Here is a 6,498-nt window from a genome sequence, read left to right as displayed (position 1 = left end):
AGTTACCGACCATCGTGTCGTCATCGTCAGCAGCCTAGTGAGTGCGCTTGAACTTGGTTCGATGAAGTTCCCAGTAGGCCACCGAGGAAGGCCCTCCGATCAGACGCTGTCCGGCTTCGTCGTGGTGGCGGCGGCCAGCAGCGCATCGGTCACCCCGGTAGGCATGATCCGCACCATGACCTTCTGGAGCCGGCTGGCGGTGTCGAGGAGGTACCGACTTTTGGGGCGCCGGGCCGTCAGTGCGTGGTCGACCGCATTGACGACCTTCTGCGGATCGGCGGCGAGCTTCTGCATGCGCCCCAGCAGCTTCCGGGTGCCGGCGAGATGCGGCCCGTAGAGCGTCCGATGCTGCTCGCTGAGGGCGGCCACCATCCGATCGTGTTCAACGTGTGCCTCACCCCACATGTCGGTACGGATCGGTCCGGGTTCCACCAGTGATACGTGAATCCCCCAGGGCCGCAGTTCGATGCGGAGAGAATCCGCAAGGGCTTCGATCGCGAACTTGGACGCGTTGTACGCGCCGGTACCGGGTGTGGCGACCAATCCGCTGACCGATGAAATGAAGACGATCCGGCCCTTCGCCGCGCGAATCTTCGGCAACACCGCCTGCGTCACGCCTATCTGCGCAGTGACGTTGACATCCAACTGCCGGGACAGGTCATCGAGGACCAGCCCCTCCACGGGCCCGTTGACGATGATGCCGGCGTTGTTGACGACCCCGTCGAGTTTGTCCGGCAGTTGAGCAGACAGTGCGCCCAGCGATGCGCGATCGTCCAGATCCAGCCGGGTCGGGTGGACTCCGGGCAGGAGGGCAAGCTCGGCCAGAGCGCTGTCGGAACGCGCTGTGGCGTAGACGTCCCAGCCCGTCGCGCCCAGATGCCTGGCTATCGCCAGCCCGATACCTCTACCCGCACCGGTCACCAATACTGAAGGCATGCGTTCTCTTCTTTCGTTTGTGACTATGTAGAAATGCTCGCACGAACCGGACTCGGCGTCCGATGACCACCCTGCACGCGGCCGTCGCCCTCGCGAGCGCAGAGGGCGGTCTGGCCGTCGTCTCGACCCTGCGAGCCGATCAAACCATTCAGGCGTCGCTGATCAATGCCGGAATCCTCCCGCACCCGGGCACGGGCGAACCGATTCTGGGCTTTGTCACCTACGGCCGGGTGAAGCTGGCAAATCTGCGGTCGCGTCCCCAGGTGGCCGTGACCTTTCGCGATGGTTGGCGCTGGGCGACGGTCGAGGGCAGCGCCGAACTCGCCGGCCCCGATGACGCGCAGAACTGGCTCGACGGCGCCGAACGGTTACGTCTACTGCTGCGCGAGGTGTTCGTCGCGTGCGGCGGCAGCCACGACAACTGGGGCGAGTACGACCGCGTCATGGCCGAACAGGGCCGCACCGCAGTTCTCATCACGCCTACCCGGGTGTACAGCAACCGGTGACGATATCGGGCTCGAGAGCCATGCGTGCGGGCGCCGCTATGTCGATGGTGCTCAGCCTCGCTGTGGTTCCGTCCTGCGGGCACGCTTCTCGACAGCGGCAGGGCGCACCCGCGGTAACGCCTCCGCCGGCACCACCGTCATCGGCAATCCCCACCGCGGCCGTCGAACCCGAAGGCGATTTCTCGGCTGTCGTCGCACTCGTCGATGACGCGATCGCCGCACCCCGGATGCCCGGTGCGGTCGTTCAGATCGGGCACGCCGGCAAGATCGTCTTCCGCCGGGCGTTCGGCTCCCGCAAGCTCGCGGGGGAACCGGGACTGGATGGCTCACCGGCCCCCGCCGAGCCGATGACCGAGGACACACTCTTCGACCTGGCATCACTGACGAAGAGCCTTGCGACCGCGACTGCCGTGCTGCAGCTCGCCGAACAGGGCAGGGTCGGGATCGACGAACCACTGCAGACCTACCTGCCCGACTTCAACCCGGTCAACGATCCGCGGCGGGCGAAGGTGACGCTGCGGATGCTGCTGACACACACCTCGGGCCTGGCCGGCGATCTGGCAATGAGCGGTCCATGGGGACTGGAAAAGGCAGACAGGGAAGAAGGAATTCGCCGTGCACTCGGCACGCCGCTGGCGTTTGATCCCGGGGCAGTCTTCCACTACTCCGATATCGGCTTCATCCTGCTGGGCATGATGGTCGAGAAGATGACCGGCGAGACCGAGGACATCTACGTTGCGCACAACATCTTCGAACCGCTCGGGATGGTGGACACCCGCTACCTTCCCGCGGTGAAGGCGTGCGGCCCACACCAGATCATCGGCACCGCAATCGCATTCGACCCTAAGGCGTCCAGGCTCAGCGACTGCCCGGCGGGTACCTGGAGCACCGATCTGTTGGCCCGCATCGCGCCGACCGCACGTGACGAAGACACCCCCGGCCTGAATCCCAATATCGACCACCTGCTGCGCGGCACCGTGCACGACCCGACCGCGCGGCGTATGGGCGGAGTGGCCGGCAGTGCCGGGGTGTTCTCGACGGTGCGGGATCTCGGGCTGTTCGCGCAGGCACTACTCGATCGTCTTGCCGGACGACCCAGTGCGTTTCCGCTGACCCAGGCGACCGTGGCATCGATGACGACACCCCAGCAGCCCGGTCACACCGCCGGCCAACTCGCGGCCGCGAATAACGCTGTTCACGAAGCCATCCGAGCCACGCCCAACGGCGCCGATCCACTGCTGGCACCGAACTATCCGGCCATACCCGGACAAGACCTGCGCGGCTTCGGCTGGGATATCGACACCGCCCTCTCCCGGCCACGTGGCCTGATCTTCCCCGTCGGCAGCTTCGGACAGGGCGGCTTCACCGGAACGACACTGTGGGTGGACCCGGCGTCGGAGACCTATGTGATCGTCCTCGCGAACGTGATCCATCAGCGTGGCGGTCCCCCGATCGTGACGCTCAGTGGCGAAGTGGCGACCGAAACAGCAAGGGCACTAGGGCTTTACGGCAACTGACCCTGGACATGGGCGGGGTCATGGGCATCGAGGATTCGTCGCAGCTCCCGTACCTCAGCAGGGTCGATGCTGATGGAGTTGAGCTCCTCGTCCATGGCGGGATTGGTGTACTCCATCGATGACGCATATGTCGCGCGGGCTGAACTGTGGAATGCCCTGGCTCCGGTGAACGTCACCAACTCGAGGATGTTCGCCGACCGCACGCCGGCGCCCGGCATGATCGTGATCCGGTCCCCGGCCGCCTGGACAAGCGCTCGCAACATCTTCTTTCCCCGGTCGACATTCGGGTGCAGGCCACTGGTCAGGATTCGTCTACATCCCAGATCGATGATCTCCTCCATCGCCGTCATCGGATCCTTCACCCGATCGAACGCCCGGTGGAAGGTGACTTCCATGGAGCCCGCATGGTGAATCAACTCAGCGCATCGGTCGGTGTCGACGCTGCCGTCTTCCGCGAGCATGCCGATCACCACGCCATCGCAGCCCAATTCTCGGCATTGCCCGATATCGGCGATCATCGCGTTGAATTCCAACCGCGAGTAGAGGAAGTCACCACCTCGCGGACGGATGATCGGGAACAGTTGGATCGACGTGTTCTTCCGCGCGAGGGCGATCATCCCGTAGGACGGCGTGGTACCACCCTCTTCAGGGTTGGCGCACAATTCGATTCTGTCGGCGCCGCACTCCTGGGCCGTCAGACATGACGCCAGATCGAATCCGATGACTTCCAATTCCATCCCGTCATCATCTCTCTGTCTCGGCGGCGCCAGAACTCGAATGCCCGAAGGTGAAATTCTTCACCACCGGTGATGAAACCCCCGATCTCGTCGTCATCGGCTATCGCGACAGGCAGACCCCTGCTGTCAACGGCCTGCGCGAACCACTCCGGATATGGTTCGGACGTGACTGTCGGCGAAGATCCAGATCAGCTCTCGGCGGACGATGCCCGCATTCTGAATCTCGAGTCGACCGCCATCACCGGCCACACCCTGAAGCTTGTCATCCTCGAGCCCTGATCAGGACCGCTTGATCTGGAGTTACTCAGGGACTCCGTAGCGCGACGACTTCCGGCACAACCGGTGGCGACCAAACGGGTGGACACGACCGGGCCTGACCCGAGATGGATGGCTGCCCCGGATTTCGACATCGCCGACCACATCCGCCGGGTACCGACCCCCGATGACGGGTCCCAGGCGGATCTGTGGCGCATCGTCAGCACACTGATGTCCGAGCACCTGGATCGCAACCGGCCGCTGTGGACCTTCGATGTGATCGGCCCACTCGCCGACGGCCGCGAGGCCATCGCGGCACGCATCCATCACGCGATGGCCGACGGTATCGCCGGTGTGCGCTTCCTCGAGACGGTGCTCTTCGACGAAGAGCACCCCGGGCTCCGCACCGACCCTCGGCCCGGACTGAGGGCCGACACTGCCGAACACCGGCGCGAGGAGGAGGCGCTGCGCATGCCCGGCGTGCTCTGGCGGGAACTGGGCCACCCCGGATCGCACTCCCCCTTCGACCAGCCGATCACCGCGGCGCGGGAACTGGCCTTCAGCGTCGCCCCGCTGGCGGAGATGAAGCGGATCGGTGGTTCACGGCCTGACCACGCCACCGTCAATGACGTCCTGCTGGCGATCATCGCCGGCGGATTGCGCGAGTGGCTGCATGCCGACGGAGTACGCGCCCGGCATCTTCGGGCGCAGGTGCCGGTCAGCCTTCATCAACGCGACGGCGCCGCCACCGCGGGAAATCACGACTCGTTCATCAACGTCGATCTGCCCCTGCATGAACCGAACCCGCTGGCCCGGCTGGATCTGATCAGCCGCGAGACCACCAAGCGCAAACACCTCGACGACGCCGCGGAGATCTATGACCTGTTTCACGCCCTCGGCCGGGTCAAGCGCCTCGACCGGGCGGTGCAGCATCTGGCCGGCAGCGCGCGGGAGTTCAGTCTGGCGATCTCGAATGTCCCGGGTCCAACCGCCGGGGTCAGCATCCACGGCCGGCGTGTGCAGAATCTGTTCTCGTCATCGGAACCGGGTGCGCACCACTGTCTGCGCATCTCGGCGATCTCATGCGACGGCGATATCGGCATCGGGCTGTGCACCGACCCCTCGGCGTTGCCGGGGATACCGGAACTCGCCGCGGCGATCACCCGGGCCTACACCGAGTTACGCGATGCTTCGGCGGGTTGACCGATTCAGGCCACCAGGGCCAGCGCCGGCGGGTTGACCCACATCTCGGCGTCGCTGAGCCAGCCGATTCCGTATGCGAGGGAGACTGCGTCGTAAACCGTCCCCACGGCGTCGTCCTCAACCACCATCTCGATCCGGTAGTTGGCCTTGAAGCGGGTGGGGTTGCGAAAGCTGCGGTAGGTCGCAGCGTCAACATCCTCGCCGAAGGTTCGGTTAGCGCTGATGTTGACCGACGCGACCCCCCTGGGCGGAACGAACGCGCTCAGGGTGCGGTCGGACACGTGCTCGGCGATGATCGTGATGGTCCTCATGATGGGGGCTCCTTTGCGGTGAAAGCTGATACGGATCACTGTCCGCGATTGCACCGCCGGTGGGTGTCGGCTGAGTGGGCCGGATTCCGGATGACACCCGTGTCCCCCGATCGCAGGACACGTCAGAAACCGATGTCGTCGCTACCGAACCACCAGCACCGGGCATTCGGCGTGATGGATCAGGCTCTGGCTGACCGAGCCGAGGAGTGATTGAGCCAGCCCCCCGCGGCCGTGGCTTCCGACGATCACCAACTGGGCCTCCCTGGACAGATCGGTGAGGCCCTTGACCGGGCTGATGTCCCGAAAGACCTTGTTCACATGAGCGTTGCGGTATCTGCCGGCAAACGGTGCCACCAACTCGTCCATCCGCGTGCGCTGCTGAGACTGCAGCAGGTCGAGCAGTTGCCAGTCCATTGCGCCCTGGCCGCCGAGATCGCCCATGCCGACCGCCTGCGCGATCTCCCACATGTGCACCACCGACAGCGGCGCATGCAGCATGGCGGCGACGTCGAAGGCTTCCGCCAGCGCGCGCGCCGAGTTGTCGGACTCATCGATACCGACGACGACGGGTAGCGGCTTACCGGTCCGCCGGGCAACCGGTTTGCGCCACACCACGACCGGGCACTGCGCCCGGTGCGTGATGCGCACTGCATGTCCACCCAGCGCGCGGTGATCGGCGTCGCCAGATCCCACCACCAGCATCCGGGCCGATTGCGCGGCGTCGGTCAGGACTGTCGCGACCGCGCCCTTGACGGCCACCGCGCGGATCACAAGATCAGGATGGGTCGATCGCAGGACCTGTTCCGCCTCGGCGAGTACGCGATCACCGGCGGCGCTCCGGTCGGGTTCGGCCGCCTCCTCGGAGCTGGTGAAATGCCAGTCCATCCGCGGGATGGCATGAACGAGCGTCAGCGGAAGCGCACGACCGGCGGCGAACTCCGCGGCCCACGTGGCAGCACCGACCGCGGTCTCGGATCCGTCGACGCCGGCGACGACGGTGGGCTGCTCAGCTGCGGTAGTCATAGCCAGACCC

General features: G+C 65.6%; 7 protein-coding genes. 3 read left to right on the top strand and 4 right to left on the bottom strand.

Features of this window, described 5'->3' with window-relative positions; genetic code table 11:
* Positions 1-99: 99 nt before the first annotated feature.
* The gene (locus ACR2JI_RS17290) at positions 100-936 is read right to left on the bottom strand and encodes an SDR family oxidoreductase (RefSeq protein WP_526392198.1); all 837 of its coding nucleotides are present in this window, start codon (positions 934-936) and stop codon (positions 100-102) included.
* A 62-nt stretch (positions 937-998) separates the two neighbouring features.
* Between ACR2JI_RS17290 and ACR2JI_RS17285 the strand changes: the two genes are divergently transcribed.
* Both ACR2JI_RS17285 and ACR2JI_RS17280 read left to right on the top strand, forming a co-directional pair.
* A complete protein-coding gene (locus tag ACR2JI_RS17285) occupies positions 999-1,442 on the top strand; it encodes a TIGR03618 family F420-dependent PPOX class oxidoreductase (protein WP_526392196.1) in 444 nt (147 codons plus the stop codon).
* 20 nt (positions 1,443-1,462) lie between these two features.
* Complete coding sequence (locus ACR2JI_RS17280; protein WP_526392194.1) at positions 1,463-2,959, top strand: serine hydrolase domain-containing protein; 1,497 nt, start codon at positions 1,463-1,465, stop codon at positions 2,957-2,959.
* On the opposite strand, the gene ACR2JI_RS17275 is transcribed toward ACR2JI_RS17280, so the two are convergent.
* Positions 2,947-3,696 (bottom strand): copper homeostasis protein CutC, encoded by a 750-nt coding sequence (locus ACR2JI_RS17275; protein ID WP_526392192.1) that lies wholly within the window; start codon positions 3,694-3,696, stop codon positions 2,947-2,949. The two genes, ACR2JI_RS17280 and ACR2JI_RS17275, sit on opposite strands and share 13 nt — an antisense overlap.
* A 294-nt stretch (positions 3,697-3,990) precedes the next feature.
* Between ACR2JI_RS17275 and ACR2JI_RS17270 the strand changes: the two genes are divergently transcribed.
* Entirely contained in the window at positions 3,991-5,154 is a 1,164-nt protein-coding gene (locus ACR2JI_RS17270) for a wax ester/triacylglycerol synthase domain-containing protein (RefSeq protein WP_526392204.1), read from the top strand.
* Positions 5,155-5,159: 5 nt separating this feature from the next.
* Here ACR2JI_RS17270 and ACR2JI_RS17265 read toward each other — a convergent pair whose 3' ends face one another.
* Together ACR2JI_RS17265 and ACR2JI_RS17260 are read right to left on the bottom strand one after the other, a co-directional pair.
* Positions 5,160-5,465 (bottom strand): hypothetical protein, encoded by a 306-nt coding sequence (locus ACR2JI_RS17265; RefSeq protein ID WP_526392190.1) that lies wholly within the window; start codon positions 5,463-5,465, stop codon positions 5,160-5,162.
* Positions 5,466-5,606: 141 nt separating this feature from the next.
* Complete coding sequence (locus tag ACR2JI_RS17260) at positions 5,607-6,488, bottom strand: universal stress protein (protein ID WP_526392188.1); 882 nt, start codon at positions 6,486-6,488, stop codon at positions 5,607-5,609.
* Positions 6,489-6,498: the final 10 nt, after the last annotated feature.

This window comes from Mycobacterium sp. (assembly GCF_051006775.1).
Taxonomy (GTDB): domain Bacteria; phylum Actinomycetota; class Actinomycetes; order Mycobacteriales; family Mycobacteriaceae; genus Mycobacterium.
The sequence above is the reverse complement of the archived record's forward strand: the minus strand, read 5'-3'. Positions and strand labels throughout refer to the sequence as shown.